Raw genomic sequence first — 25141 nt, 5'->3', positions numbered from 1 at the left:
GCATGATAGTCAGGATGGGGCTACCCGGCTTGGAGTGTCATGGATCCGCCGCCCCCACGACGCGATCAGCCGCTGGCGCGGGCGAGCACGACCGGGGCGGACGGGCGAACGGTGAGGAACTCCGACGACCCGGCACGCTTGGCATGCGACCGCAGCGCTGCAGCATCGCCGCCTGCACGGCAGGCGTCTGGGCGGCGACCTGCCGCCCGATCCTCGCCAGCCCCGCGAGCGGGGCCTGCCAGAGTTCGTCCACGGAGATCCGCACCGTCCACGCGGGCTGCGACCGACCGAGCACCCTCAGGCCTGCGCGCCCGCACAGCTCGGCGAGCCCTTCGGCGGTGCGCGCGAAGTCCTCCTCCGGCGGCAGCTGCGGGGTGGGCAGGCGGACCGCCCCGGGTACCCCGAGGACGGCGTCCCACGCCTCGACGAGACCCGAGTCGCCCCAGACCGCAATCGCCAACACGCCACCTGGTCGCAGCACCCTCGCGCAGTCACGAAGCGTGGACTCGGGCGACGGGACGTGGTTGAAGATGAAGGCGAGGGTGACCACGTCGAAGCCCCCGTCGGGGAAGGGAAGCGTCGGCGCCCCCGCCACGAGCCAGCGCGAGGCCGCGTCAGGTCGGAGCCGTTGTGCCTCCCGGATCATCGCCGGATCGGGACCGCCGTGACGACCGCACCACGACGGGCGCGGCAGCGGCCAGCCGCCCGGTTCCGGAGCCGACGTCGAGGACCTCGCTCCTCTCAAGTCGCAGGCGATCCGCGACGGCGTCAAGCAGCGGCACGACGACCACCCCCGCAGGTCAGCGCGAAGGTGCGCTCATAGATGCAGGCATTGCCTCCGCGCCATCCCACGTCCGGAAGCTGGCAGGCCCGTCTCCTTGCCGGCCCGGCGACCCCGTCGAGGCTCAGCGACCGGCCGCCTCCAGCAGCGACGGGTCGTACGAATCCTGTTGCGGCTGCCGCTTCGTCAGGGTGTCCCACTCGACCTTCAGGTTCGCCGCCCACTCCCGACTGGCGCCCTTGACCCAGTTGTACGGGAAGCGACCGAGCATGGTGGTGTCCCCGACCCCGACGGCGTCAACGCCGACCAGTTCGCAGATCGCGATCGCCCGTCCCACGTGGTAGTCCTGCGTGATCACGGTCAGCTCCGTGACCCCGAAGACGTCGCGGGCGCGCACGCACGAGTCGTAGGTGTCGAACCCGGCGGGGTCCTCGACGATCTGCTCGGGCGGCACTCCCCGCTCGACGAGGTACTCGCGCATCACCTTCGTCTCGAAGTTCGACCGCTCCAGCCCGTCGCCGGTGACGAGGATCGCCCTGATCTTGCCCGCCTTGAACAGCTCGAGCGCCACGTCGAGGCGCGCGGCGAGGAACGCCGACGGTCGCTCCGGATGGGTCTTGGCACCGAGCACCATCCCGACCCCGCGCTGCGGCACGTCGTCCGCGCTGTGCGTGCGCCCCGCGGACACGGAGGCGAGATGGATCCAGCTGGCGGCGACCGGAATCAGCGCCACCGCCGCGGCGACACCGACGGCCTTGAGCCACCGGCGTCGCCGTGAGCGGCCGTCAGTCACGCTTCTCGAGGTACCAGCTCACGAGCGACTGGGTCGACGGGTCCTGCTTGGCGAGCGCCTCCGCGTCACCGAAGACGGCGGGCGCGATCTCGAGGGCGAGCTTCTTGCCGAGCTCGACGCCCCACTGGTCGAACGAGTCCAGACCCCAGACGATGCCCTCCACGAACGTGATGTGCTCATACAGGGCGATCAGCTGGCCGACCACCGACGGCGAAAGCACCGGAGCGAGGATCGACGTGGTCGGCTTGTTGCCCGCGAACACCCGGGCAGGGACGATAGCCTCGTCGGTGCCCTCGGCGCGCACCTCGTCAGCCGTCTTGCCGAACGCGAGCGCGGCCGTCTGGGCGAAGAAGTTGGCCATGAAGAGGCCGTGCACGTCGGTGTCGCCGTCCTTGATCGGGTGCGCCGGGTTGACCACGCCGATGAAGTCGGCCGGGATCAGCCGGGTGCCCTGGTGGATCAGCTGGTAGAAGGCGTGCTGGCCGTTGGTTCCCGGCTCGCCCCAGTAGATCTCGCCCGTGTCCGTGGTGACCTTCGAGCCGTCCCAGCGCACCGACTTGCCGTTGGACTCCATGGTGAGCTGCTGCAGGTAGGCAGGGAAGCGGTGCAGGTACTGCGCGTAAGGCAGCACCGCATGGCTGTGCGCGTTCCAGAAGTTGACGTACCAGATGTTGAGCATGCCCATCAGCAGCGGGACGTTGCCCTCGGGAGCGACCGTGCGGAAGTGCTCGTCGACGGCGTGGAAGCCGGAGAGGAGGTCGCGGAAGCCGTCGGGGCCGATCGCGATCACGACCGGCAGGCCGACCGCGGAGGCGACGGAGTAGCGGCCCCCGACCCAGTCCCAGAAGCCGAAAGCGTTGTCCGGATCGATGCCGAAGTCGGCTACCTTGTCCAACGCCGTCGAGACGGCCACGAAGTGCTTGGCGATGGCCGCCTTGCGGGCCTCGTCGGTGTCCTCGATCGCTCCGGCATCGACGAGCGCATTCAGCAGCCAGTCGCGCGCGATCCGGGCGTTGGTGAGAGTCTCGAGCGTGGTGAAGGTCTTGGAGGCGACGATGAACAGCGTCGTGGTCGGGTCGAGGTCGGCGACCTTCTCCGCGATGTCGCTCGGATCGATGTTGGATACGAAGCGGCAGGTCAGGCCGTCCTGCTTGTACGGAAGCAGCGCCTCATAGACCATGGCCGGTCCGAGGTCAGAACCGCCGATGCCGATGTTGACCACGGTGGAGATGGGCTTTCCGGTGACGCCCTTCCACTCCCCGGAGCGGACCTTTTCCGCGAAGGCGAACATCTTGTCCTGGACGGCGTGCACGTCGGCGACCACGTCCTGACCGTCGACGACCAGCTCGGCGTCGGAGGGGAGCCGCAGCGCGGTGTGCAGCACGGCCCGGTTCTCGGTGGTGTTGATCCTCTCGCCCGAGAACATCGCCTCGCGGCGTCCCGGCAGGCCGACCTGATCGGCGAGGCGGAGCAGCGCGGCCACGACGTCCTCGTTGATCAGGTTCTTGGACAGGTCGACGCGCAGGTCGGCGAGGTCGAAGGTCAGCTCTTCCGCCCGATGGGGGTCGGCCTCGAACCAGCCGCGCAGGTCGGGGACGAGCGCATCCTTCAGGGTCTGCAGATCAGCCCAGGCTTCGGTGGTGGTGGGATCAACCGGAGTGTTCATGCCCCCAAGACTAGGGCTCGCCCACGCGGCACGCCCAGGCAACCTCGATGAACAGGGGTTGATGGGTCAGCGGGTTGGCAGAAGCGCGGTCGGTCGGCGTCGGCGTCGGCGTCGCTCAGCCTCGGGACGTCGGCGCCGGACCCCGGGGCGTCAGCCGCCGATGCTCAGGTGCACGTGGTCGTAGTGGTTCGCCGAGGTGCTGCCACGGTCGGACATGCTGCGCCAGCCGTCGCCGGAGCGCTGGGTGGTCCAGATCTTCTGCTGGTAGATGACCTCGATGATGCCGAGCTCGGAGGCGTTGGCGCGGGCCCAGCGTGCGATCTCCCAGCCGTACTCACCGGAGACCATTACGTCGATGGCGCGGCCGGAGCCGTGGTAGGAGCCGGAGCCGGGCCGGTACCCGCCGTAGCTGCTGACACCGTCGAACTTGGCGCACACCGCGCGCAGCACCTTGGCAGTGCGCGCCGTGACGTTGGACTCGAGGTTGCCCGCCTTGGGGCACGAGGCGCTGGAGAACCCACTGTCCGAGCTGTCATCCGAGCTGGCCGACGAGTCGCTCGAGGACGTGCCGGTGGACCTGGACGACCGCGAGGTGGTGGCGGGTTCGGCCGGCTCCTCCTTGGTCAGGAAGGTGGCCCTGACCCAGCCGGACTCCTTGCGGATGATGACCTGACGCCATCCCTCGATCTCGCGGTCGGTGACCGCGACGTCGTCGTCCTCCGAGAGGGTCGTGAGGGTGTCGAAGTCCCTTCCCGGCCCGGTGCGCACGTTGACGGTGCCGGTGGCGTACTGGGTGCCTGCGCTATCGCCCAGTTCGTCGTAGTCGACGGTGGGGGTTGGCGTGGGCGTGGGCGTCGGGGTGGCCTCGACCGCAGGCGCGGCTGCGGCAGGCGACGGGGTGGGGGTCGGCGTCGCCGTCGCAGGGGTGGCGGCCGGGGTCGACGCGACAGCACTGGGGCTGACGGACGGGCTGGCCTTCGCCGAGGGTGAGGCGCTCGGCGACGGGCTGGGCGACAGCTTCGGCCGGGCAAGGTCACGGGAGGTTCCGAGGGCCGCGGTGGAGAAGCCGCTCGGGTCGGTGTGGTCGCTGGCCGCGTCGCTCGGGGGAAGGAACATCAGACCGGCAGCCAACCCGACGACCGAGACGATCGCCAGTGGGGCCAGGACGAACCTGAGCGCGGTCTTCGGGGCAACGACGCCGCCGGTTGCACGACGCGCGGGGGCGACGGTGCCGAGTTCAGCCACCTGTTCGCCGGTTTCCGCGTCGACCTGGGCTGCTCGCCTCGCTTCCGCCATCATGAACACCTTCCTGAGAAAATCTAAGGTGCTCTCAGGGTACGCGGCCAGGTGGCAATCACCAAACGCCCGCGCGTCGCTCCCGGGGAGTACCTGTCGCATGGCCGTTGCCATGGGCTAGTCTCTGCCCACAGCATAGAAAGGTCTGACGGATAGATCATGCGTCGACGCTCGATTCGCCTCGGCTTTCTTGGGGCATTTCTCATTGCGCTCTCAGCGTTGCTCGCCCCGGTGGCGACTGCTGATGATGTGCGCCTTGAGATCGGCAGCGTCTCCGCGTCCGCCACGCAGGTGACCGTCACCGGCACGCTGATGGACGGCGACAAGCCGGTCAAGCAGCAAGAGGTCATCGCCCATGTGGACGGGGCTGAGGTCGGGCGGAGCGGAACCCGCGGCAACGGCGCCTTCACGATCTCCGCGAACCTCGGCACCCCGCTCGCTCCTGGGCGACACACCGTCATGGTCCGCTTCAACGGGCGCGGCCAGGCCGGCCCGGCCGCCACCGCCTCGGACTTCATTATCGGTGGAGACGAAGGCGACGCCCCCCAGGCCGCGCCGGAGGTTCCGGTCGCCGACGAGTCCAGCACCCCGGCAGCCCCTGCCACCTCCGCTCCCCCGGCACCCACGTTCACGATCACGGTCGGCGGCCCTGAGGACGCGCACAACGGCGAGGTCGTCGAACTGAGCGGGAAGGTCGTCGACGGCGAAGGCAACCCCGCGGCGGGCGTCGGCGTCTCGGTGGGAGACGAGTCCGGAGAGGTCGCCGACTCCTACACCCTCACCAACGACTCGGGCGGCTTCTCCACCTGGTACTCGATCCCAGAGGATCAGCCCGACGGCGAGCTGCGGTTGACCGTGCAGGTCGACGGGTCCGACGCGAGCAGCAGGCTGAGCATCCCGATCTCCTTCATGGAACTCGAGGAGGAGCAGGCATCCGAGCCACCCGCCGAGTCGGCCGAACCGACGCCGACCGCGGGCTCCGAGCCACAGGCGCCAGCCGCCAGCCGCTCGTCGACCGAGGAGGCCGAGGCCCCTGCGGCCTCGGGAACGGTGGAGGCGCAGGCAGGCGCCGGGCCCATGACCGTGTTCTTCGCCGCCCTGATCGGGGTCTCGGCCGTTGCCGTTGTCGTGCTCACGGTGATGGTCGCCCGCGCCGTGTTCGGTCGCCGCCGTCGCGGCTCCTCCGTTGCGCTGGCGATCCTCGACGATGAGGAACTGATCGTGGGCCCAGAGGACGGCGACGAGCCCACGCAGCGCTACGAGCCGGTGGAGGAGGAGGAGTTGGAGCTCGCCCAACCCACCGAGTCCTACAGCGTCGACGACGAGTGGCTCCGCCGACCTGACGCACCCGTCGATGCAACGACAGACGTCCCCTCCGAGCCGACGCCGCCCGCCGGGTCGGGGCCGTCGCGCACGTACAGCGAGTGGGCCAGGGGCGAGGCCCCTGCGCAGGACGATCCCGCACCGTTCGAGGCCCCACCGAGACCGCGACGCGGACTTCCCGCCGACTGACCGGTTCGAGACCGGCCACGATGCGACTCCCCCGGCGGGCCCATCGCTCGGGACGCCGTCATGAAGGGTACGACTTCCGCCGATTGAGCCTGCCGCTCACCACACCATCGCACAGACGTGCCGACGCTCGACCCCGGCGGGCACTGCCCCGGAGGCCCGCGTCACGCCGGGCACGACTCACCCCGGGCGCGAGCCCGGCCGACCGGCCAACTGCTCGAGACGCCGTCATGACGGGCACTACTGCGACCGACTGAGCTCGCCGCGCACATCGCCCCGACCGGGCCAAGGCGCGACCTCTGCGGGACGCTGCCCCGGGGCCCGGGTCGCGCGGGCGCTCCAGGCTCACCCTGCGGCGTGCTTGTCCCGCACGGTCACGAACGAGCCGCACCGGTCGCGCAGTTGGACGAGCGATCCGCCGGTGAAGGCGTCCCCGATCAGCGTCGTGTCGATGCAGACGGCAGGGGAGCCCGACTTCAGCCACTCCCCCGCCGCGTAGGCGCCGATGCCGCCGAGCGGGATCACCCGTTCGGCTAGTCCGATCTCGGCGAAGCGCGCGCCGATCGCATGGCCCACGACGTCGGCGGGCCACAGCAGCGCACCTGTGGCACGACCGTCGAGCACGCGACGGACCTCGGTCGGCGTCATGGCGGCGGCGTAGCAGGCGACGCCGCGCTCGACGGCGGCGTCGACCGGGTCGCCGTCGACATCGGCGAACACGAACCGCGCCCCCGCGTCGATCACGGTGGACACCTGGTCGACAGCGCTCACCCGGTACGCCCCGAAGGTGGCGCGGGCGCCGAAGATGCCGAGCACCTCGGAGAAGTCCTGCGCCGTCGCTGGGAGCGCGAAGGTCGTCAGCCCCTCCTGGATCAGCGTCTCGATCACTCCCACGTAGTCGTCGACGGCGGCGTCGGGCAGGCAGACGATCAGCCCGTTCAGGCGGAACTCGGAACTCATGGGTCCATCTTGCCGACCGCTCCGCCGCTTGGCGAACGTGGGACCTTGAGCACTGTTCCGGGTTCGTTGCGCCGCGGGCGGATATGAACGAGCACAACGTGCAACGAACCCGGAAATCGGCTCAGCTCCGAGGGCAACGATTGAGTCACGATTCGCTCCGACACCGGGTTTTGCTTGAATATTCACCTACGCTTGGGCCATGTTCGACACGATCCTCGGCCTGCCCGTCCATCCCCTCGTGGTGCATGCGCCCGTCGTGCTGCTGCCACTCGTCGCGGTCGCACTCATCCTGCTGGCGTTCCGGCCCGCATGGCGCAGCCGGTTCGCGATGCCGGTGCTCGTGCTGCTCGCGATCGGCTCCCTCGGCACCGTCGCCGCGATGCTGTCGGGCAACGCGCTCGGCGAGCGCGTCGGAATCCCCGCGACGCACCAGACCTACGGCGTGAGCCTCGTGATCTCGTCGCTTGTGTTCCTTGTCGTCGCGGGCGGCTGGCTGTTGTGGACCCGGAAATCCGAGGAGCCGACCGGCGCCCAGCAGGGACTCGGCTGGGTCGTCGCCCTCGGCTCCGTCGGGATCATCGTGCTGACCGGCCTGGTCGGCCACTCCGGCGCCACCGCCGCCTGGTCCGACGTGGTGGCGACCCAGACACCGCAGCCGACGACGAGCGAGGAAGCCGAGCCCGGACCCGCCGCGAGCCCCGCAGACAGCCCGGCCGCCACGGCGACGCCGACGGCCGGAACCTCTGCTCAGGCGAGCCCGACGCCGTCGCAGCCGACCGGTTACACGATGGACGACGTCGCCCAGCATGCGACGCGGGAGAGCTGCTGGGCCGCCGTCGACGGCAACGTCTACGACCTGACCCAGTGGATCGCGCTGCACCCGGGCGGAGAGGATCGCATTCTCGGCCTCTGCGGCACCGACGCCAGCGCCGCCTTCCGGGGGCAGCACAGCGACCAGGAGCGCCCCAACGATCAGCTGGCCAGCATGGTGCTCGGCCCCCTGGTCGGCTGAGCCGGCCGACGGGCCCGCGCCGAGCGAGCGCGTCGTGCCAGTGAGCGACGACGGCGGCCCCGCAGGAGCGGGACCGCCGGATGTCAGCGCTGGTCAGGTGTCATCTTGAGCACTTATCGGGTCTCGTTGCCGACTGGAACATGCAAACGACCGTCTGGACACAACGAACCCGGAAAAGTGCTCAAGTCAGGACCCGACCCCAGATCAGTTGGCCTCGTCGACAGCCTTCGCGAACCAGCCGGTGATGCTGGTCGGGTGCGTGATTGCGGTGCCGACGACGACCGCCCAGGCGCCGCGGCGCATGGCCTCGGCCGCCTGCTCGGGGGTGTGGACGCGGCCCTCGACGAAGACGGGGAGCCGATCGAGCCGCACGAGCTGGTCGACGACCTCCCAGTCCGGGCCTTCGGTCTTCTCGCGCTCGCCCGAGTAGCCGGCAAGCGTGGTGCCGAGGATGTCGACGCCCGCCTCGATCGCGGCCTCCGCGTCGCCGAGCGAACCACAATCGGCCATGACGAGGATCTCGGGGAAGCGCTCCTTGATCCCCAGCACGGTCTCGGCGAGCGTGCGCTCGTCGGGTCGCTCCCGACGGGTGCCGTCGATCGCGACGATGTCGACGCCGGTCTCGGCGACCTGGAATGCGTCGTGCAGGGTCGGGGTGATGTAGACGTCGGACTTGCCGACCTTCACCAGCCCGATCACCGGCACCTCGACCTCCGCCCGGATCGCACGCAGGTCGTCGAGGCCCTTTGCGCGGATCGCCGCAGCGCCGCCCGCGACGGCGGCCTGGGCGACCTGGGCCATCGTCCTGGGATCGAGCATCGGCTCGCCAGGGTAGGCCTGGCAGGACACGATGAGGCGTCCCTTGAGGGAGTTCAGCAGTTCATTCATGACTTCTCCTAGGTTGGTCGATGTCGCTGGCGTCAAAGACGGTGCGCGCCGCCCCGAGCAGCGCAGCGGAGGTGCCAAGCCGTGCAGGCAGGATATCGATGTCGGCGAGCGCGTCGATCAGGTCGGCGCGACAGGTGACCAGAAGGGGGTTCCACCAGACCTCACCGGCGAGCGCCACTCCCCCACCGACGACGACGCAGCCGGGGTCGAGCACGGTGACGAGGCCGCAGATCGCCTTCGCGAGGCCGACGGCCGCACCCTGGACGACCTCGAGCGCGGCCAGCTCCCCTGACTCCGCGCGGGCCATAATCTCGCGGCCCGACAGTGCGGCTCCGCTGAGCGCGGCGTAGCGGCGTTCGATGGCGGGGCCAGCGGCGATGGCCTCGAGGTGGCCGAGCCTTCCGCAGGCGCAGCGCAGGTCGTCCGCGCCCGGGGTGGGCACGTGGCCCATCTCCCCCGCGACGTGATGGGCCCCCGTTCGCAGGGCGCCGTCGACGATCACCGCCCCGCCGACCCCGGTGCCGACGGCGACCATCAGCATCGACTCGTGCCCCTGGCCCGCGCCGAGCCAGTGCTCGCCGAGGGCGTGGGCGTCGACATCGTTGCGGATCTCGATAGGCGTGTCTGCGCCGAGCCCGAGCCGGGAGCGCAGCCCGGCTAGCAGGTCGGTACCCACCCACAAGGAGAACGTCTCGGTGGCGGAGATGATGGTGCCGCGGGTCGCGTCGACGACCCCGGCGGTCCCCACTCCGAGGCCGACCACGTCGTCGCGCCAGAGCCGCCCGACCAGGGCCGCGACGGTGTCGAGCACAGCGTCCGGCCCGGTCGAGGACGGCGTGGGTGCCGTGATGATCTCGCCGAGGCTGCCGTCGTCGCCGACAAGGGCGGCGGCGGTCTTGGTGCCGCCCAGGTCGACGCCGATGGCGTGGCTCATGCCAGCAGTCCCACCTTCGTGAGGATCTCGTCGATCTGCTCGACGTCGGCCGGGGTCAGCCCCTCGAGCGGCGAGGGCATCGCGGCGGAGTCGATGATGCCGAGGCTCGCCGCCGCGGCCTTGAAGGCTCCGATGCCGCCGGCGTCACCGGAGCGACCGGTGGGCACGAACACGATCTCGAACAGCTCGGCGAGGCGGTCCTGTTCGGCGCGGGCTGCGGCCCAGTCGCCGGCCTGCGCGGCGTCCCAGAGTCGGCGGTAGCCTGCGGGGTCGACGTTGGCGAGCCCGGGGACGGCGCCGTCGGCACCGAGCAGCAGCATGCCGTCGACCATGACCTCGTGGCCCGTCAGCAGCTGCAGTGGGTGCCCCGCGAGGCCGTTGGCGGCGACGAGGCGTCGGAAGGCGACGTCGTCACCGGATGAGTCCTTGACGCCCGTGAGCACGCCGTCCTTGCCGAGGTTGATCAGCAGGTCGCGGCCGAGCTTGGTGTGCACGCGGACGGGCACGTCGTAGGCGAACACGGGGATGTCGACGGAGTCGGCGACGATGCGCAGGTGGCGCTCGATCTCGGCCTCGTCGTTGAGCGCGTAGACCGGTGCCGACACGACGACGGCGTCCGCGCCGAGTTCCTGGGCGCGGCGGGCGCTCTCGGACATGCGGCGGGCGGTGAAGTCGGGGGTGCCGACCTGCACGGGGACCCGACCAGCGACCCGCTCGACGACACGGGTGACGACGGCGTCGCGCTCGGCGTCGGTGAGGTAGGCGACCTGGCCGCAGGAGCCGAGGATGAACAGCCCGTGCATGCCGCCGTCGATGAGGTGGTCGACCACGCGGTCGAGGCCCTCGAGGTCGAGCGAGCCGTCCGGGTTCATGGGGGTGATGACGGGAGGAACGACGCCTCGGAAGTCAGTCATGGTGGGTGGAGCTCCTATTCGGGGTTACAGAAGTGAAGGCACGGCGCTCAGCAGGGCGCGTGTGTAGTCGTTGGTGGGGTTGTTGAAGACCTCGTCGGCTGGACCCGTCTCGACGATCTGTCCGGCGAGCATCACGGCCATGCGGTCGGAGATGAAGCGGACGGTGTTGATGTCGTGGCTGATGAACACCAGCCCGAGGCCGAGCTCCTCCTTGAGGTCGACGAGGAGGTTGAGCACCTGGGCGCGAACCGACACGTCAAGGGCTGAGGTGGGCTCGTCGGCGATGATCACGTCCGGTCGCAGCGCGAGGGCGCGGGCGATCGCGACCCGTTGACGCTGGCCGCCGGAGATCTGGCGGGGAAGCACGTCGAGCGCCGACTGGGGCAGCCCGACCAGGTCGAGCAGTTCCCGGACCCGGGCGGTGCGCTCCTTCTCGCTGCCGATTCCGTGCACACGGAACGGGTCGAGCAGCGTGTCGCGCACCAGCATGCGGGGGTTGAGCGCCGTTGCGGGGTCCTGGAAGACGACCGAGACTGCCCGGCCGAGTTCCTTGCGTCCGCGTTCGTTGAGCTTCATCTCCTTGCCGAGGTGGCGGATGGAGCCGGAGGTGACCGGCTGCAGGCCGACCATGACGCGGGCGAGCGTCGACTTGCCGCAGCCGGACTCGCCGACCAGTCCGAGCGTCTCGCCCTTGCTGACGGAGACGCTCACACCGTTGACGGCGTGCACCCTGTCGGGGCGGAACAGCTTGCCTGTGCGGGCCTTGTGCACGACGTGGACGTCGCTGAGTTCGATCACTGGGGTGGTCATCGCTGCTCCTCCTCTGCGAGCACGGAGACGAGGGCGTCTGTGCGTGCGTAGACGTGGTCGACGCCGTCGACCTTGCGAAGGGTCGGCTTCTCGTCGAGGCCGACATTCGGGTGCGAGGAGCGCGGGGCGAACCGGTCGCCCGCGACGAACTCGCGCGGCGAGGGCACGACGCCGGGCACCTGGTGCAGCCGCCCGTGTCCCTCCTCGATGGAGAGGACCGCACCGAGAAGGCCGCGGGTGTACTCGTGGATCGGGTTGGTCAGCAGTTCGCTCGTGGTGGCCTGCTCCACGACCTGGCCCGCGTACATGACGGTGATCCGGTGGGCGACCTTCGCCACGAGGGCGAGGTCATGGGAGACGAACACCATCGAGAAGCCAAGCTTCTCGCGCAGGTCGTTGAGCAGGTCGACGACCTGGGCCTGGACGGTGACGTCGAGGGCCGTGGTCGGCTCGTCGGCGATCACGAGACGCGGGTTGCGGGTCAGCGCCATGGCGATCAGCACGCGCTGACGCTGGCCCCCGGAGAGCTCGTGCGGGTACGACTTCAGCGTGCGGACGGGGTCGAGGCCCACGAGGGTGAGCAGTTCCTCCGCGGTGCGCTGCCCACCGCGCTTGGTGAGCTGCTTCATCTGGGCGCGGATCAGCATCGACGGGTTCAGCGAGCTGAGCGCATCCTGGTAGACCATGCTCATCTCGTGGCCGCGGAGCGCGTTGCGTTCCTTCTCGCTGAGCTTGAGCAAGTCGCGGCCCTCGAACATGATCGAGCCTTCGAACTTCGCCGACGGCGGCAGCAGCCCCATGATCGCCATCGCGGTGATCGACTTGCCGCAGCCCGACTCGCCGACCAGACCCATCGTCGCGCCGGGGCGCACCGAGAAGGACACGTTGTCGACGATCTTGACGTCGCCGTGGGCGCTGGGGAACGAGATCGAGAGGTTGCGCACATCGAGCAGCGGTTCGGCGTCGGGAGCGGGGAGCACGAGCCGGTCGTCGCGGGCGAGCTCGGCGACCCGCAGGTCGTCGAGACGACGGTCGAGCGCTGCGGTCTGGGTTGCGTAGGACTCGGCGATCGAGGTGGCCGCGCCCTTTCCTGCGTCCTCATCTGCCTGCACGTTGGCGCGGGTCTTGATCTTCGGCGACGCGAGCGAGTCGGTGAGGCCCTCGGACAGGATGTTCAGGCTGAGCGTCGTGATCAGGATGAACAGCCCCGGGAAGAAGGTCGCCCACCAGTGGCCCGAAAGCAGCAGGGCCTTGCCCTCGCTGAGCATGTTGCCCCAGGTCGGAGTGTTGACCGAGGTGATGCCGGAGCCGATGAACGACAGCGACGCCTCGAAGACGATCGCGTCGGCGACGAGCACGGTGGCGAAGACCATGATCGGGGCGAGGCAGTTGCGGGCGACGTGCCGGATCAGGATCCAGGGGGTACCTGCGCCCATCACCTTCGAGGCCGACACGTAGTCCTCACCGAACTGGGCGAGCACGTTCGCTCGGACCACGCGGGTGAGCTGCGGCACGTACAGGAAGGCGATCGAGATGATCACGACGGGCAGGATCGGCAGTCTCGAGGAGAGCGCAGTCACCATCACCGCCGCCAGCGCGATGCCGGGGAAGCTCATGATGATGTCGAGGATGCGCATCAGCACCTCGGAGACGACCTTGTTCGCGGTCGCTGCGATCGAGCCGAGGACGGCGGCGACCACGAGGGCGAGCGCCGTGGCGGCGAGGCCGACCACCAGCGAGACGCGGGTGCCGTAGATGACCCGGGTGAAGAGGTCGCGTCCCTTGTCGTCGGTGCCGAACCAGAACTGGGAGTTGGGAGCGATCGAGTTGTCCGGCACGACGGTCGTGCCGACGCCCTCGATGGTGATCTCCTGCTCCACGACCATGTCGGGAGGAACAAGGCCGCTGTCTCCGGGGCCGTAGGCGGTGATGAGGGGTGCGAAGATCGCGAGGAGGGCGAGCAGGGTCAGGACGACGATGGAAATCTTGGACCCGATCGGGAGGGCCTTGAAGCCCTGGAACCGGAGGCCTGCCTGCGAGGTCAGCTTCTTGCGGGATTCAGACGACAGCATCAGATGCTCCTGATTCGCGGGTTGACCAGGACGTACAGCAGGTCGACGAGCATGTTGATCAGAATGAACGCGATGGCGATGGTGATCGTCACGCCCTGGACGATGTTGACGTCATTGCGGGAGATGCCCTGGAAGATCAGCTGGCCCATGCCCTGGATGTTGAAGATCATCTCGATGACGACGGCGCCACCCATCATGTAGCCGATCCTGAGGCCGAGCACGGTGAGCGGGGTGATCAGGGCGTTGTGCAGGACGTTGCGGGCGACGACCTCGCCGCGGGGGACGCCTGCCCCGATCGCGGTGCGGGCGTAGTCGCGGTCGAGCTCCTCCACCATCGAGGTGCGCACGACGCGGGTCAGCGATCCGCTGAGCGGGATGGCGCAGGCGAGGGCTGGAAGGAAGATCTGGGTCGCCCAGCCGCCGGGATTCTGGCTGAACTTCACCCATTCGGTGACCACTGCGGGGAACGTGTAGGTGCCGCCCGGAACATTCCCGAAGGCCTGGATCAGCAGCAGCGCGAGCCAGAACGACGGGGTGGCGAGGCTTGCGATCGAGAAGATGCGGATGACCTGGTCGGGCCAGCGGTCCCGGTAGAGGGCGGCCACGACTCCGAGCACGAGGGCGAGCACGACGCCCATCAGCAGGCCGACGAAGGTGATCTGCAGTGTCACGGGGAAGTTCTGGCCGACGAGTTGCGAGATCGGCACCCCGGTGAACGACTCGCCGAGGTCACCCTGGACGAGTCCGGCGAGGTAGCGGCCGTAGCGCACGAGGAGCGGATCGTTGAGGCCGTGTGTCTCACGGTAGGCCTGGAGGGCCTCGGCGGAGGCACTCTCGCCGAGAGCTAGACGCGCCGGGTCAGCGCTGGAGAACGACATGACGACGAACACCAGCAGCGTGACACCCAGCACCATGATCGGCAGCGCGACGAGGCGCCGGCCGAGCAAGCGGAGGAGGTTGGACACTGCAGTTTCTCCTTGGGGAGAGGGACGGGGCGCGATGCTGGGCCCCGGGGGAAGAGTTGGGATGGAAACGGGGTGGCACGACAGGGCGCGCCACCCTGTTCCGGTGAAGGGTGTGGCTGACTACTTCGTCGACGCGACGTCGATGAAGGAGAGGCCGGTCACCGCGATCGGCTTGAAGCCCTGGAGGGTCTCTGCGTCGAAGGCGGTCGGGGACTTGCGGTGGAAGATCGGGTACATCGGGACGGCCTCGCTCACGACGTCGAAGATCTCGAACCAGGCCTTCTTCTGGTCGTCTCCGGTCGACTTGGCTGCCGTGTCGAGCAGCTCCTGCACCTTGTTGTAGGAGTCCTGGCCCTTCCAGTGCATGCGGGCGTCGGTCCAGGTGTCACCGGTGTACCACCAGCGCAGCAGCAGGTCTGCGTCGTCGCCGAAGACGGAGGGGTCGCCGGGGGCGATCACGATGTCGAACGCGTTCGGGTCGGAGTCGATCGTCGCGTACACGTCAGAGGACTTCTTCTCCTCGTAGGTGACGGTCAGGCCTGCGGCTTCGAGCGACTCCTTGATCATCGGGCGGACGGCGGCGAACCAGCCGTGGTCGGAGGCGAGCACGCGCACGGCCTTGAGGCCAGTCTCGGCGAAGAGCTCCTTCGCCTTCTCCATCTGGCCGACGTACTGCACCTTCGCCTGGTTGTAGGAGGGGTGCTCCTTCTGCAGGTAGCTGGTGGCGGGCGTGGCGAGGTCGGACATGCCGACCTTGCAGATCTTCTCGTAGTCGAGGGCATACATGACGCCCTGACGGTTGCGCACATCGTCCATCGGGGCGAGGCCACAGTTGAACATGGCGAAGAGCAGGCCGAAGCCCTGCTCGGCCGCGACCGACTTGGTCTGCGAGAGGGTCGCCAGGTTGGCGGCGGGGACGGTGTCGATCGCCTGGACGGTGTCGGAGCTCAGCGCGTTGGTGCGGGTCGAGTCGTCGGGGATGATCTGCCAGGTCATCGACTTGGCCTTTGCCGGATGCGGGCCGGTGTAGTCGTCGTTGCGCTCGAAGACGACCTGCTGGGAGCTGGCTCCGTTGTCGGTCATCTTCCACGGGCCGGTGCCGACGGGGTTGAGGTCGAACGCCTTCGCGTCCTTCTCGACGGCGGCCTTCGGGACGATCTTGACGACGGAGAGACGCTCGGGCACCAGCGAGAAGGGGAACTTCAGCTTCACGGTGACGGTCTTGTCGTCCTTCTTGGTCACCGAGTCGATGAACGGGATGAAGGAGGCGAACAGCGACTGGTTGTCGGGGTTAAGCACGCGCTCGAACGAGAAGACGACGTCGTCGGCGGTAACCGGGGTGCCGTCGTGGAACACGGCACCGTCGCGCAGGGCGACCTCGTAGGTCGTCTCGTCGACCTCCTTCGGCATGTCCGCGCCGAGGGCCGCAGAGACCTCGCGGGTTGCGGGGTTGAGCTCGGTGAGGCCCTCGAGGGTGTGCCAGTTCACGGCCTGGGTGAGGGCTGCGGTCGTGGTCATCGGGTCGTAGCCGTTGGTGCCGAGCTCGTACGAGATGGCGGCGATGATGGTGCCGTCGGAACCCGCAGGCGCCGCGGAGGTGCCGGTGCTCGCGGCACCGGTGGGTGCGGAGCTAGTGTTGGTGATCGGGTCCTGCTTGCCACATGCCGACAGCGTCGCGGTGAAGGCGGCTGCGGCACCCATGGCACCAGCAAACTTGAAAATATCCCGTCGGGGCACCGAGGTGGGATTCGTCATTGAGTCTCCTAGACGTGTAAAAACTCTGGGTTATCAGACATCTGATGTCCGATACTCTGCCACAATCAGACGGTCAGTCAACATCAGGGAGGCGAAATGACGAAAGTTCGTGAGCCCCAGAGGCTCCGAGCCAGCATCGACGCGGTCAAGGAACTCATCATCTCGAAGGGGCTCAAGCCAGGAGATCCGATGCCGACAGAGGTCCAACTCGCGGAGTTGCTCGACGTCTCGCGGGCAAATCTGCGGGAGGCCATTCGCACTCTGGCTACGCTCGACATCATCGAGGTGCGTCATGGCACCGGCATGTTCGTTGGCGAGATGTCGCTGCGTCCGCTTGTCGAGGGACTGACCTTCAAGGGGGTGGTCCTGCCGGGTAAGGATTTCGAGACCCTCAGGCAGGTCGTGGAGGTTCGGCTAGCCCTCGATCTGGCCATTGCGCCCCAAGTCGTGGAGCAGTTGGAAGGTCGCGAGACCCCCGAGTTGAGCGATGTTTGTGTCGAAATGGCCAATCGCGGTGAGCGAGGAGAGAATTTCGCGTCTGAGGATCGGGAGTTCCACCTGACCATCGCCGGTTTGATCGGCAATGAGCTCTACGGACAGTTGGTCGCGGCCTTCTGGGACGTGTACACGCTTGTCGGCCCGAGGCTCGGCGTCCCGACCCCGCGTGACATGGCAGACACTGTCCGCGCGCACCAGGACATGCTCGACGCCGCGAAGTCCGGCGACCTTGAGGCCTACCGCGACGCCGTCCAGGCCCATTACGCGCCGCTGCTGCGCGTGCTCGACTCGACCACCGGCGCTGCTGTCGCCGGCTGACAAGGAGAACCACCCACATGGCACGTTCCGACCTCTCACTTGAGGAACTGCGCACCTACCGGCCGCAGGTGGCCGAGCCCGACGACTTCGACGCCTTCTGGGACGCCACGCTGAGCGAGGCGCGCGGACACGATCTCGATCTGCGCCTCTCCCCCGTCGAGCACCCCTTCACGTCGGTCGACATCCGCGACATCCGGTTCTCCGGATTCGGCGGCGACCCGGTCTCGGGCTGGCTGATCACCCCGACCGCCAGCGATGGCCCGCTGCCCGTCGTCGTGGAGTACATCGGCTACGGGGGCGGACGCGACCTGCCTGGCCAGCACCTCCAGTGGGCCAACGCGGGCTTCGCCCATCTCCTGATGGACACCCGCGGGCAGGGCTCCTCCTGGGGAACCGGCGGCGCCACGCCCGACCCGCACGGCTCGGTGCCCCACACCCCTGGCGTGATGACCATGGGCATCGACGATCCCGCCACGTACTACTACCGGCGACTGTTCACCGACGCGGTGCGCGCGACCGAGGCCGCACGACAGCTTCCGGGGGTGGACGCGGCCACGATCTCCGTCAACGGCATCAGCCAGGGCGGCGGGGTGTCGCTGGCCGTGGCCGGCCTCGTGCCCGACCTGACCGCGGTGATGCCCGACGTGCCGTTCCTGTGTCACTTCCGTCGCGCCGTCGACATCTGCGACCGGGACCCCTACACGGAGATCACCCGCTACCTTTCGGTCCACCGCAACAACGCCGAGACGGTGTTCTCCACCCTCAGCTACTTCGACGGGGTCAACTTCGCCAAGCGCGCCGAGTCGCGTGCACTGTTCTCGGTCGCGCTGATGGACACCATCTGCCCGCCGTCGACGGTCATGGCCGCCTACCACTCCTACGCGGCGGAGAAATCGGTCGAGGTCTACGAGTTCAACGACCACGAGGGCGGCGCCTACCGCCAGCGCCTGCGTCAGATCCGCTGGCTGAAGGATCTCCTCGCCCGCTAGGACTGGGTCGGCTGCTCATCTGCTTCCCCCGCCGAGCGGTGGCGGCGGGCCCGGGTACGGACGGCGTCAGGCAGGAGCCTCGACGGCGTCGAGCCGCATCCGCGCGGCCTCGAGCGCGCCGGGGGCGTGGGGGCGCAGGCCCTTGACCAGCGCGCGACCGTCGGCGGTGAGGGCGTAATCCTCTGCGCGCGGAGGGATGACGAGGCCGACCCCGACGAGACGCCCGACGATCGCGTCGAGCGACTCCCGGGAGATGCGCCGACCCAGCGCGAAGCCTGCCGAGCGGAGCACCGCGACGGGTCCGAGGCTCGGGCGCAGCATCCTCCCGCTGCGTGAGAGCGCCAGCAGGACGGCGGCGTCCGCGTCGTTCCATCCGTCGCCCCGCTCCCCCGGTACGGGGCGACGGGCAGGTCGAGCCGTTCCTGCAGAGTGCACACCCGGTCCCCTGGCAGCTCGCTCGCGGCGAGCAGGTCCGCGAGCTGGTCGTGCTGCTGCGGGCTCGGATCGCGCTGGAGCGACAGAGCGTCACCGAGGTTCCTCATTCCGAAGTCGCGCAGCCACGGGTCACCGTCGGCTGCCGCCAGCAGCGCTGCGCGGACGCGGTCCCACCCGCCGCGGCTGGCGAGCAGCGGGGCGAGGCGACGGCGGTCGGCCGTTCCGGCATCCCGCCAACGGGGGGCGAGCTCGTCGAAGCTCCAGCCTGGGATCTGCCTCAGGGCCGCGGCGGCCGCACCGGCGAGCCGTGGTCGGTCCAGCAGCGAGACGATCCGCGCCACCTGCTCCGCCTGCGGTCGGCGGGGTCGTCGCCCTCGGCCAGGTCGAGCAGGTCGTCGACGGGGATCTCGACACCGACCTCGATCGCCGCGCGCAGCGCCCTCAGGGCCCGCGACTGGCTCCGGTTGCGCTCATTCCAGCCCACGACGTCGAAGCCCTGCGCGGCCAGCCTGCTCTGCGCCGCGCGACGCACGAGCGCGGAGCGGTCACCCAGCAGCCGTTCGAGGACGGAAGGGTCGGAGGAGAGCCAGGCCCCGTCCGCCCGGAGCCGACCGTGCCTGGAGGCGAGCAGCAGGCTCGAGTCGGCGGCCTTCGCCTGCTGCGAGACGTGCCGGATGAAGGTGGAGGCGACGTACTGCTCGGTCTCGGTCTCCAGGCGCTCGACGACCTCGGTCAGGGTCGGCCCCGTGGCCAGCCACTCCTCTGCGGCCCAGCGCCGGGTCGGCAGATCGTCGCTGAGCCAGGCCAACCGCCACGGTTCGACGGCGAGCCGCTCGGCGACCAGGTCTCGATAGCCGTCGAGCGCCTGCCTACCGCGTTGCCGTGACCGCAACGCGACCAGCACAGGAAGCGTGTGGGCCGCCCGGTTTGGGTCGAGCCGCTGCTCGACCGCCCGCCAGGCCCGCCGGCGGACCTGTTCGACGTGGTCGCTGAGCAGCAGCGCGAGCATCCGGTCGGCCAGCGGTGAGCGGTCGGTGGTCATCCGCACGACGGAGGCCTCGCGGCACCGGCCGTCCCAGGAGATGGCAAGCAGCCAGGACACCCCCATGCCGCACCCGTCGACGCGTCCCACCCCGGTCGCGCCGTATCTCCTGCGCCCCTGGCCCGTGGCGGAGACGAGCTTTGCGGGCGACCAGCCGAGGAGGGCGCGGCGCACGGCCTGATCGTCGCCCGCCTCGGCGAGCTCGACCAGGTTCGGCAGCTGCCTTCCCACGTCTTCGCGCATGACCACGAGCCCAGTCGCGCCACCAGAGGATCAAATCGGCGTCGCGCTGCGAGGGTCCTGAACGCGAAAGAACCCCAGGTCTCCCTGGGGTTCTACCGTGCGCGCGAGAGGAGTTGAACCTCCACGCCCTTGCGGGCACTGGCACCTGAAGCCAGCGCGTCTGCCATTCCGCCACGCGCGCAGTGGGCCTTGCGACCCGACGCCAAACACTAGCATCTGCCCGGCGTCGGGGCCAATTCAGCCCAGCTGCGGAAAGCGCGTGGCCAGCTGTTGGTTGATCTCGGCGATCACCTCGCGCGGAGCGCCTGTGTTGAGCACCTCCACGCCGTCCTCGCGCTCACTCAGCGGCTCGAGGGTGGCCAGCTGGGAGTCGAGCATGCCCGACTTCATGTAGTGCCCCTTGCGGGAGGCGAGGCGCTCGGCGTTGACCTCCGGGGGCAGCACGAGGTGGACGAAGAAGACCTCGCCCAGCGCCTCGCGCAGCACGTCGCGGTAGGCCTCACGCAGCGCGGAGCACGCAACCACTGTCGACGTCCCCTCCTCTGCGTGCTCAGTCATCCAGTCGCGCAGCGACCGCAGCCAGGGCCAGCGGTCCTCGTCGGTCAGGGGGTGCCCGGCGGCCATCTTGTCCTTGTTGGCCTTGGAGTGGAACGAATCCCCCTCGGCGAAGGGAAGGCCGAAGAAGTCGGCGACGCCCTCTGCGATGGTCGTCTTGCCGGTTCCGGCCACTCCCATCACGACGATGTGCACCGGGCCCGACATCAGAAGGCCCCTGCCACCGCGTAGATGCCGACGGCCATGCCGAAGCCCATCAGGGCGATCGCCGTCTCCATCACGGTCCACGTCTTGAGGGTGGTGGCCACGTCCATGCCCATGAGGCGGCCGACCAGCCAGAAGCCGGAGTCGTTGACGTGGGAGGCCGCCACCGAGCCGGCCGCGGTCGCGATCACGATGGCCGCGAGCTGGATCGGGTTGAGGTCGGCTGCCGCGACGGCGGTGGCCATCAGGCCTGCGGTGGTGACGAGGGCGACGGTGGCCGAGCCCTGGGCGATGCGCAGGATCAGCGCGATCAGGAAGACGGCGAGGATCAGCGGGACGCCGAGGTCGCTCATCACACCGGAGAGGGCGTCGCCGATGCCCGAGGCGCGCAGGACGGCGCCGAACATGCCGCCCGCACCGGTGACGATGATGACGGAGCAGACGGGGCCAAGCGCGCTGTCGAGCGTCTTCTCGATGGCCGAGCCGCTCTTGCCGCGGCGGGTGCCGAGCACGACCGAGGAGACGAGCACCGAGATCAGGAGGGCGACGGGGGTCTCGCCGAACATGCGCAGCACCTGGACCCACTGGGCCTCCGGGTCGACCCAGCCGAGCGAGCCTGCGAAGTTGAGGCCGGTGTTGAGGAAGATCAGGGCGACGGGCAGCAGCATCAGCGCGATGATCGTGCCTGCCGAGGGCGGGTTGACCGGCTGGTCCTCGTCCTTCGGCCCGCCCGAGAGCAGGTCGGGGACGGGGAGCGGGAACTTGCGGCCGAGCCACTTGCCGAGCAGGTAGCAGGTCACCCACCAGGTGGGCAGCGCCACGACGAGGCCGATCAGCAGGATGATGCCGGTGTTGGCCTGGTACAGCTCGGCCGCCGAGATCGGGCCGGGATGCGGGGGAAGGAACACGTGCATGACGGAGAAGGCGCCCGCGGCAGGGAGGCCGTAGAGCAGGACCGGCGCGTTCATGCGGCGGGCGACGGCGAAGATGATCGGCAGCATCACGATCAGGCCTGCGTCGAAGAAGATCGGGAAGCCGAAGATGAGCGACGCGACGCCGAGCGCCAACGGCCCCCGCTTCTCGCCGAAAGCCCTGATCAGGGCGCCGGCGAGGGCCTGCGCTCCGCCGGAGGTTTCGACGAGGCGCCCCAACATCGCGCCGAGGCCGACCAGCAGGGCGACCGATCCGAGGGTTCCCCCGAATCCGTCGATCATGACCTTGACGATGGCGTTCATCGGAAGGCCTGTCGCGATGGCCGTTGCCAACGAGACGATGATCAACACCAGGAACGCGTGCACCTTGAACTTGATGACTAGCAACAGGATCAGGGCGATGGCGGCGCCCGCGATGAGCAGCAACGGCCCCGCACCGAGGCTCTGAGTCCACTCTTCCATTGGAAGTACTCCCTTGTACCGGAGGGCCGACGGTGACCCTCAATGAATAATCACACCATTACAGCTTGGTAGCACCAATGCAAGGGATCAGAGGAAACCGCTCCGCATTCGACGACTTTCGATGGTCCACTCAAGGGCCGCATGGGCCTCGACGAGAAGACCCTGCACGGGCGAGGCAACCGGGATCGCGTGTCTGTACCCTGTCCCCATGTCTCGCGGACGCATCGCCCCACTCGCCGACTCGGTCCTCGACCGCGTCGGCGTCGAGATCGTCGACGGCACGCTCGCCTCGGGGAAGGCCTTCACCCTCCAGGACCTCACCGACCGCTTCGACGTCTCCCGCACCGTCGCGCGCGAGACGATGCGCTCGCTCGAGGATCTCCGGCTCGTCGAGGCCCGCCCGCGGATCGGGATCCGGGTCCTCCCGCGTGCCAGGTGGAACGTCTTCTCCCCCAAGGTGATCTCGTGGCAGCTGCGCTCGGCCAGGCATGACACCCAGTTGCGCACGTTGACCGAGCTCCGGGCGGCCGTCGAGCCGATGGCGGCCATGCACGCAGCCGAGCGTGCGACCGATGTGCAACGCGGCCGCCTCGTCGAACTGGCCGACCTCCTCAACGAGCTGGGCTCGAGTGGACGTGGAGACCAGCAGGAGTTTCTCGACGCCGACATCGAGTTCCACACGCTGTTGCTCGAGGCCTCCGGTAACGACATGTTCGCCTCCCTCTCGGACGCCATCGCCGAGGTCCTGATCGGGCGCACGAACCTCGGACTGCAGCCCGCACACCCGCAGGGCGAGGCGCTGCACCGACACGTCGAGCTCGCCCGGGCGGTCTCGGCCGGCGACGGCGCGGCAGCCGAACTGCACTCGCGGGGGCTCGTCGTCGAGGTCCGCGAGGCGCTCAAGGACATCTGAGCCCGCTGCCCTACTGAGGCGACGACGCCTGCTGACGACGCCGCGAAATCTGCAGACACTCAAGCGTGGCGACAGTGAGCACTGGGCCGGTATCGGGGCAGGGCCCGCCGTGTCGGAACGGCTGGGCGTTCACGGGCTGGCTCGGCCAGGTGATCGGCCAGATGCGCGTGCGCGTCGGCGACCGGTGCGTCGGCTTCTGACCACGGACGAGGGTGCCGGCGGCCTCGGTGCTTGGTGGTAGCTTCCAACGCATGCGCGTCGCCTTCATCTCGCTGCACACCTCGCCCGCCGAGCGGGCGGGCACCGCCGACGCCGGAGGCATGAACGTGCTCATCCGCGCACTTGCGGGCGCGCTGCGTTCGATCGGGGTCGACGTCGAGTTCTTCACGCGTCGCTCCAGCCCGGACCAGGCGGACACCGTCACCCTCGACGACGGCCTCGTCGTCCATCACGTCACCGCGGGACCCGCGAGGCCGCTGCCGAAGAGTGATATCGACGCGTTCATCGACGAGTTCCGCGACAACCTCGGCCCGCTCGACGCGTTCGATGTGGTCCACTCTCACCACTGGATGTCCGGCGTCGCCGCGCTCCCGCTCGCGAGGGCCGCAGGCATCCCGCACGTGATGACCTTCCATTCGGTCGCCGCACACCCCAATTCCTCCCTTCGCGAGGGCGAGCCCGCGGAGTCCCCGGCGCGGCTCGAGGGCGAGATCGTCTGCGCGACCCAGTCCGACCTGATCATCGCCGTCTCCCGCCACGAGGCCGCCGTCGTGATCGGCCGCTGCCAGGCCGACCCGGAGCGCGTCGTAGTGGTGCGGCCGGGCGTCGACACCGAACTGTTCCACCCGGCGGCACCCGGATCGTCCTGGACGCCGGATGGCGTCGCCGCGGGCTACCTGCTGTTCGCCGCACGGCTGCAGCCCCTGAAGGCGCCCGATGTCGCCATCGAGGCGCTCGCCCTGCTTCCGGAGGCGCACCGCCCGGAACTGGTCGTCGTCGGGCAGTCCTCGGCCGACTTTGCCGACTACGAGTCGCAGTTGCACCGGCTCGTCGCCGAGCGCGGCCTCACGGAGAAGGTGACGTTCCTGCCCGGCCAGGACAGGGAGTCGTTCGCGCGGATCCTGCGGCACGCTTCGCTGATGCTTGTCCCGTCGCATTCGGAGACGTTCGGCCTCGTCGCTCTGGAGGCGTCGGCCTCCGGGGTGCCGGTCGTGGCTGCGGCGGCGGGCGGCCTGACCGAGGCGGTGTGCAACACGCACACCGGCGTCCTGGTTCCGAGCCACGAGCCGGCAGCGTGGGCGAAGGCCATATCTTCGCTCCTGGCCGACCCGGAACTGCGCGCGCAGATGTCGCGCACCGGCCGCTCCCGCTCCCTGCGGATGAGCTGGACCCATGTCGCCGAGCAGACCCGCGCCGCTTACCGTCGCGCCATCGCCTCGGGCCCCGTGCGCAGGATCGCCTTCCTGCACGCCCATCCCGACGACGAGACCCTCGCCTCCGGCGCGCTGATCGCGCACCTGGTCGACCAGGGGTTCGAGGCCTCCGTCCTGACCGCCACCCGCGGCGAGATGGGCGGAGTCGTGCCAGGTCCCCTTTCCCCGCTCGAGGGAACCCCTGAACTGCAGGAGCGCCGCGAGGCCGAGTTGGCGGGCGCGCTGGCCGCGCTCGGGGTCCGCTCCCACGCCTACCTCGGCATGCCACCGGCGCGGGCGAAGGGCGGCGACCCGCGCCGCTACCTCGACTCGGGGATGGAATGGATCAGCGAGGGCGTGGCCGGTCCGGGCGACCGGGCGAGCGAGCGTTCGCTGACCCTTTCCGACCTCGCTGAGGAGACCGACGACGCGGTGGCATGGCTGAGTCACATCGGGGCTGACCTCGTCGTCAGCTACGACGATGACGGCGGCTACGGGCATCCCGACCACGTCCGGATGAACGAGGTGGCAAAGGCGGCCGCCGCCCGGCTCGGCCTCCCGTTCGCCGCGCTCACCCCGCACCGCGACAAGGCAGACCGCTGGTTCGCCCTCGAGCCCTACCTGCCGCAGGTGGCCGGCGCGCTGCGTCACCACCGCACCCAGCTGACCGTTCACGACGACGGCGCCACCATCACCCACTCGGGCGGCCAGAGCGAACCGATCCTCACCTCGGTCGGCCTGATCGGGACGGGCTTCGGTCACCTCTGACCCGTGGTCGCTCTG

23 protein-coding genes and 1 tRNA gene are annotated in these 25141 nt (G+C 69.3%); 7 read left to right on the top strand and 17 right to left on the bottom strand.

Annotated features, from left to right (window positions below; all coding sequences use genetic code 11):
* Window positions 1–37: 37 nt before the first annotated feature.
* The 4 genes from BW733_RS10075 to BW733_RS10060 all read right to left on the bottom strand — a co-directional run bounded on the left by BW733_RS10075 (window position 38) and on the right by BW733_RS10060 (window position 4536).
* Window positions 38–646 carry a class I SAM-dependent methyltransferase gene (locus BW733_RS10075; protein ID WP_077350175.1) on the bottom strand — a complete coding sequence of 203 codons (609 nt, stop codon included), beginning with the start codon at window positions 644–646 and terminating at the stop codon, window positions 38–40.
* 259 nt (window positions 647–905) lie between these two features.
* Window positions 906–1574: a SanA/YdcF family protein gene (locus BW733_RS10070; RefSeq protein WP_077350173.1), complete on the bottom strand. Its 669-nt coding sequence runs from the start codon at window positions 1572–1574 to the stop codon at window positions 906–908.
* Entirely contained in the window at window positions 1567–3240 is a 1674-nt protein-coding gene (gene pgi, locus BW733_RS10065; protein ID WP_077350171.1) for a glucose-6-phosphate isomerase, read from the bottom strand. The genes BW733_RS10070 and pgi overlap by 8 nt, the downstream gene beginning before the upstream one ends.
* A gap of 150 nt (window positions 3241–3390) precedes the next feature.
* Window positions 3391–4536, bottom strand: coding sequence for an SH3 domain-containing protein (locus tag BW733_RS10060; RefSeq protein ID WP_152024654.1), 1146 nt, complete (start codon window positions 4534–4536; stop codon window positions 3391–3393).
* A 231-nt stretch (window positions 4537–4767) separates the two neighbouring features.
* Between BW733_RS10060 and BW733_RS10055 the strand changes: the two genes are divergently transcribed.
* A complete protein-coding gene (locus BW733_RS10055) occupies window positions 4768–6048 on the top strand; it encodes a carboxypeptidase-like regulatory domain-containing protein (protein WP_152024653.1) in 1281 nt (426 codons plus the stop codon).
* Window positions 6049–6390: 342 nt separating this feature from the next.
* Here BW733_RS10055 and BW733_RS10050 read toward each other — a convergent pair whose 3' ends face one another.
* Entirely contained in the window at window positions 6391–7005 is a 615-nt protein-coding gene (locus tag BW733_RS10050; RefSeq protein ID WP_077350165.1) for a beta/alpha barrel domain-containing protein, read from the bottom strand.
* Window positions 7006–7204: 199 nt separating this feature from the next.
* Between BW733_RS10050 and BW733_RS10045 the strand changes: the two genes are divergently transcribed.
* Window positions 7205–8017: a DUF2231 domain-containing protein gene (locus tag BW733_RS10045; RefSeq protein ID WP_077350163.1), complete on the top strand. Its 813-nt coding sequence runs from the start codon at window positions 7205–7207 to the stop codon at window positions 8015–8017.
* Window positions 8018–8221: 204 nt separating this feature from the next.
* Here the strand turns inward: BW733_RS10045 and BW733_RS10040 are convergent, their stop codons facing one another.
* The 7 genes from BW733_RS10040 to BW733_RS10010 form a co-directional block, all read right to left on the bottom strand.
* On the bottom strand, window positions 8222–8905 hold the full coding sequence (locus BW733_RS10040; protein ID WP_077350161.1) for an N-acetylmannosamine-6-phosphate 2-epimerase: 684 nt from the start codon (window positions 8903–8905) through the stop codon (window positions 8222–8224).
* On the bottom strand, window positions 8898–9839 hold the full coding sequence (locus tag BW733_RS10035) for an ROK family protein (protein WP_077350159.1): 942 nt from the start codon (window positions 9837–9839) through the stop codon (window positions 8898–8900). Before BW733_RS10035 ends, BW733_RS10040 begins: the two co-directional genes overlap by 8 nt.
* Entirely contained in the window at window positions 9836–10753 is a 918-nt protein-coding gene (locus BW733_RS10030) for a dihydrodipicolinate synthase family protein (protein WP_077350157.1), read from the bottom strand. Before BW733_RS10030 ends, BW733_RS10035 begins: the two co-directional genes overlap by 4 nt.
* 24 nt (window positions 10754–10777) lie before the next feature.
* Window positions 10778–11563: an ATP-binding cassette domain-containing protein gene (locus tag BW733_RS10025; protein ID WP_077350155.1), complete on the bottom strand. Its 786-nt coding sequence runs from the start codon at window positions 11561–11563 to the stop codon at window positions 10778–10780.
* Window positions 11560–13635 (bottom strand): dipeptide/oligopeptide/nickel ABC transporter permease/ATP-binding protein, encoded by a 2076-nt coding sequence (locus BW733_RS10020; RefSeq protein WP_077350153.1) that lies wholly within the window; start codon window positions 13633–13635, stop codon window positions 11560–11562. The genes BW733_RS10025 and BW733_RS10020 overlap by 4 nt, the downstream gene beginning before the upstream one ends.
* Entirely contained in the window at window positions 13635–14600 is a 966-nt protein-coding gene (locus tag BW733_RS10015; protein WP_077350151.1) for an ABC transporter permease, read from the bottom strand. The genes BW733_RS10020 and BW733_RS10015 overlap by 1 nt, the downstream gene beginning before the upstream one ends.
* Window positions 14601–14720: 120 nt before the next feature.
* A complete protein-coding gene (locus BW733_RS10010; RefSeq protein ID WP_237268150.1) occupies window positions 14721–16301 on the bottom strand; it encodes an ABC transporter substrate-binding protein in 1581 nt (526 codons plus the stop codon).
* Between the two features lie 150 nt (window positions 16302–16451).
* On the opposite strand from BW733_RS10010, the gene BW733_RS10005 reads away from it, so the two are divergent.
* Window positions 16452–17171, top strand: coding sequence for a FadR/GntR family transcriptional regulator (locus tag BW733_RS10005; protein ID WP_077350147.1), 720 nt, complete (start codon window positions 16452–16454; stop codon window positions 17169–17171).
* 17 nt (window positions 17172–17188) lie between these two features.
* Complete coding sequence (locus BW733_RS10000; protein WP_077350145.1) at window positions 17189–18160, top strand: acetylxylan esterase; 972 nt, start codon at window positions 17189–17191, stop codon at window positions 18158–18160.
* A 66-nt stretch (window positions 18161–18226) separates the two neighbouring features.
* Here BW733_RS10000 and BW733_RS09995 read toward each other — a convergent pair whose 3' ends face one another.
* From BW733_RS09995 to BW733_RS09975, 5 genes are all read right to left on the bottom strand, one after another.
* Window positions 18227–18595: a hypothetical protein gene (locus tag BW733_RS09995; protein ID WP_152024652.1), complete on the bottom strand. Its 369-nt coding sequence runs from the start codon at window positions 18593–18595 to the stop codon at window positions 18227–18229.
* A 277-nt stretch (window positions 18596–18872) separates the two neighbouring features.
* Window positions 18873–19880, bottom strand: coding sequence for a hypothetical protein (locus BW733_RS09990; protein WP_152024651.1), 1008 nt, complete (start codon window positions 19878–19880; stop codon window positions 18873–18875).
* A 98-nt stretch (window positions 19881–19978) separates the two neighbouring features.
* Window positions 19979–20061, bottom strand: a tRNA-Leu gene (locus BW733_RS09985).
* A gap of 56 nt (window positions 20062–20117) precedes the next feature.
* A complete protein-coding gene (locus BW733_RS09980; protein WP_077350139.1) occupies window positions 20118–20642 on the bottom strand; it encodes a gluconokinase in 525 nt (174 codons plus the stop codon).
* Window positions 20642–22033, bottom strand: coding sequence for a GntP family permease (locus tag BW733_RS09975; RefSeq protein ID WP_077350137.1), 1392 nt, complete (start codon window positions 22031–22033; stop codon window positions 20642–20644). Before BW733_RS09975 ends, BW733_RS09980 begins: the two co-directional genes overlap by 1 nt.
* A 208-nt stretch (window positions 22034–22241) precedes the next feature.
* Between BW733_RS09975 and BW733_RS09970 the strand changes: the two genes are divergently transcribed.
* The 3 genes from BW733_RS09970 (at window position 22242) to BW733_RS09965 (ending at window position 25126) form a co-directional block, all read left to right on the top strand.
* Window positions 22242–22946, top strand: a complete 705-nt coding sequence (locus BW733_RS09970; protein WP_077350135.1) for a FadR/GntR family transcriptional regulator — start codon at window positions 22242–22244, stop codon at window positions 22944–22946.
* A gap of 74 nt (window positions 22947–23020) precedes the next feature.
* Entirely contained in the window at window positions 23021–23146 is a 126-nt protein-coding gene (locus BW733_RS19780) for a hypothetical protein (protein WP_257787445.1), read from the top strand.
* A 51-nt stretch (window positions 23147–23197) separates the two neighbouring features.
* Window positions 23198–25126, top strand: coding sequence for a glycosyltransferase (locus BW733_RS09965; protein WP_077350133.1), 1929 nt, complete (start codon window positions 23198–23200; stop codon window positions 25124–25126).
* Window positions 25127–25141: the final 15 nt, after the last annotated feature.

The sequence above is a fragment of the Tessaracoccus flavescens genome (assembly GCF_001998865.1).
GTDB classification, from domain to species: Bacteria; Actinomycetota; Actinomycetes; order Propionibacteriales; family Propionibacteriaceae; genus Arachnia; species Arachnia flavescens.
This window is presented reverse-complemented; position numbering and strand designations above follow the sequence as displayed.

Bases quoted from the DNA above. Each gene is read 5' to 3' on its own strand.
- BW733_RS10075 (WP_077350175.1), bottom strand. From the start codon at position 646: ATGATCCGGGAGGCACAACGGCTCCGACCTGACGCGGCCTCGCGCTGG.
- pgi (WP_077350171.1), bottom strand. From the start codon at position 3,240: ATGAACACTCCGGTTGATCCCACCACCACCGAAGCCTGGGCTGATCTG.
- BW733_RS10060 (WP_152024654.1), bottom strand. From the start codon at position 4,536: ATGGCGGAAGCGAGGCGAGCAGCCCAGGTCGACGCGGAAACCGGCGAA.
- BW733_RS10050 (WP_077350165.1), bottom strand. From the start codon at position 7,005: ATGAGTTCCGAGTTCCGCCTGAACGGGCTGATCGTCTGCCTGCCCGAC.
- BW733_RS10045 (WP_077350163.1), top strand. From the start codon at position 7,205: ATGTTCGACACGATCCTCGGCCTGCCCGTCCATCCCCTCGTGGTGCAT.
- BW733_RS10040 (WP_077350161.1), bottom strand. From the start codon at position 8,905: ATGAATGAACTGCTGAACTCCCTCAAGGGACGCCTCATCGTGTCCTGC.
- BW733_RS10035 (WP_077350159.1), bottom strand. From the start codon at position 9,839: ATGAGCCACGCCATCGGCGTCGACCTGGGCGGCACCAAGACCGCCGCC.
- BW733_RS10030 (WP_077350157.1), bottom strand. From the start codon at position 10,753: ATGACTGACTTCCGAGGCGTCGTTCCTCCCGTCATCACCCCCATGAAC.
- BW733_RS10025 (WP_077350155.1), bottom strand. From the start codon at position 11,563: ATGACCACCCCAGTGATCGAACTCAGCGACGTCCACGTCGTGCACAAG.
- BW733_RS10020 (WP_077350153.1), bottom strand. From the start codon at position 13,635: ATGCTGTCGTCTGAATCCCGCAAGAAGCTGACCTCGCAGGCAGGCCTC.
- BW733_RS10010 (WP_237268150.1), bottom strand. From the start codon at position 16,301: ATGGGTGCCGCAGCCGCCTTCACCGCGACGCTGTCGGCATGTGGCAAG.
- BW733_RS10005 (WP_077350147.1), top strand. From the start codon at position 16,452: ATGACGAAAGTTCGTGAGCCCCAGAGGCTCCGAGCCAGCATCGACGCG.
- BW733_RS10000 (WP_077350145.1), top strand. From the start codon at position 17,189: ATGGCACGTTCCGACCTCTCACTTGAGGAACTGCGCACCTACCGGCCG.
- BW733_RS09990 (WP_152024651.1), bottom strand. From the start codon at position 19,880: ATGCGCGAAGACGTGGGAAGGCAGCTGCCGAACCTGGTCGAGCTCGCC.
- BW733_RS09980 (WP_077350139.1), bottom strand. From the start codon at position 20,642: ATGTCGGGCCCGGTGCACATCGTCGTGATGGGAGTGGCCGGAACCGGC.
- BW733_RS09975 (WP_077350137.1), bottom strand. From the start codon at position 22,033: ATGGAAGAGTGGACTCAGAGCCTCGGTGCGGGGCCGTTGCTGCTCATC.
- BW733_RS09970 (WP_077350135.1), top strand. From the start codon at position 22,242: ATGTCTCGCGGACGCATCGCCCCACTCGCCGACTCGGTCCTCGACCGC.
- BW733_RS09965 (WP_077350133.1), top strand. From the start codon at position 23,198: ATGCGCGTCGCCTTCATCTCGCTGCACACCTCGCCCGCCGAGCGGGCG.